A 369-nucleotide genomic window follows, 5' to 3' on the forward strand; every position below is an offset into this window, starting at 1 on the left:
GGGTCTGCGACTTCGTATTCACCCGGAAGTAAATGGCCATAACGAGCTTGAGTCAGGGCCGTGGGCTGGCTACCAGTCTTCCTTCACCGCCAGCACCGCATCCTTGCCCGCCGCCGCCCGCCCCGCCAGCCAGGCGGTGAGAGTGCCGGCCAGCACCACGGCCAGACAGAGGGCGAGTAGCCGGGCCCAGGGCAGCAGTAATTCCATGGTCCAGTGAAAACTCTGCGGGTTCACCACGTGCACCAGCACCACGGCCACGGCCAGCCCCAGGCCCAGGCCGGCGATGGCACCCAGCGTGGTCCAGGCGGCGCCTTCAAAGGCCACCACGGCCAGAATCTGGCGCCGGGTCAGGCCCAGGTGGGCCAGCAG

At 68.3% G+C, this 369-nt stretch carries 1 protein-coding gene; it reads right to left on the reverse strand.

What is annotated here, in order from left to right; genetic code table 11:
• Window positions 1-69 precede the first annotated feature (69 nt).
• The coding region (locus B3V69_RS14420; protein ID WP_296447662.1) for an FtsX-like permease family protein at window positions 70-369 on the reverse strand (300 nt) is incomplete at its 5' end.

This window comes from Rhodoferax sp. UBA5149 (genome assembly GCF_002413825.1).
Classification (GTDB): Bacteria; Pseudomonadota; Gammaproteobacteria; order Burkholderiales; family Burkholderiaceae_C; genus Rhodoferax.